Raw genomic sequence first — 1,106 nt, 5'->3', positions numbered from 1 at the left:
TTTGTCGAAAAATATTTTTTGGACACCCCTGAGGGGCCGAAAAGCCTTGATAAATCAACATTTCTAGAGGGAGGATGTATAATGAAAAAAGTATTTGGATTTTTGTTTGCTATAGCTTTTGTGTTTACTCTTAATCATAATGAAGCAAAGGCTGCTCCTGCACCTCCTTTAACCGATCTACAAATTATTGGTGTTACTTCGGATGGTGCAAATTATGAGTGGGAATACATTTCATTTGATCAAACAAGTGCATCCTATCCTATGTCAGGGGAAACCGGATATATAGCAGTTTATGTAGAAGGTACTGAATTATATGGTTGGTTTAGAATATATAATAAGGGACAAGACATAACAAATATTGCAAAAGAAATTATTGATATGAGAGAACCAGTAACAGATTCAAGCGGAATGGTTATTGGATGGATTAAATATTATGAAATACCACTAGATAAAGTAGAAAGTGGGCAATTTACTGTATCTGCAAGAAACTATTATCCACCTAATAATACTTTTTACGATAATCTTTATATAAATGTAGAGTAAAAGCAGAGGAGGAGAATTATGAATATCAATAAAGCTGCATTTGCCGCTTATACACAATTAACTTTAGGAGCTAAGTTTAGAAATCATATTCGAAACGGTGAGCCCTTTGGAGGAAGAGAAGGCCAAAATAAATCTATGGATTTCATAGAGTTTCAAAAAGCGCTTGAAGAGGATAAAGTTGTTAACAAAAATTTATCTAGAGAAACTTCAAAATACCATAAACAAATACTTGAAGACAAATTAAAGTACAGTACAAATGTCTTTTTCTCAACAGAGGTAGCTGAAATTGTCAATAAAGCGTTTAAGCTAGGACTAGTTGGAAACGATGAATATCTAATTTCAAAATATGAAGAAAGGGTGTAATACAACAAAATATCATAGAAGGGGCTGACCCAAAACGGGAATGCGTTTTGGGATCAGCCCAGCCCCCACTTTTTTGTCTCAAATATAGAATGTAAATTATCACTTTATTTTGGAATAAAAGAGGCATTTTTTTGCACATTTCTTCAGAAAGCCCTCTCCCCTTTTCTGAAGGAATGTGCTAATTTTTTTGTGAATTGTTT

2 protein-coding genes are annotated in these 1,106 nt (G+C 33.5%); both read left to right on the top strand.

The window, feature by feature from the left end:
• On the top strand, nucleotides 1-543 hold a 543-nt coding region (locus B4113_RS03070; RefSeq protein WP_235597943.1), incomplete at its 5' end, for a DUF4879 domain-containing protein.
• An 18-nt stretch (nucleotides 544-561) separates the two neighbouring features.
• Nucleotides 562-906 carry a hypothetical protein gene (locus B4113_RS03065; protein WP_033843973.1) on the top strand — a complete coding sequence of 115 codons (345 nt, stop codon included), beginning with the start codon at nucleotides 562-564 and terminating at the stop codon, nucleotides 904-906.
• Nucleotides 907-1,106: the final 200 nt, after the last annotated feature.

Origin of the sequence: Geobacillus sp. B4113_201601 (assembly GCF_001587475.1) — a bacterium.
Taxonomy (GTDB): Bacteria; Bacillota; Bacilli; order Bacillales; family Anoxybacillaceae; genus Geobacillus; species Geobacillus icigianus.
Note: the sequence above shows the minus strand (reverse complement) of the source record. Positions and strands in the feature narration are given on the sequence as shown.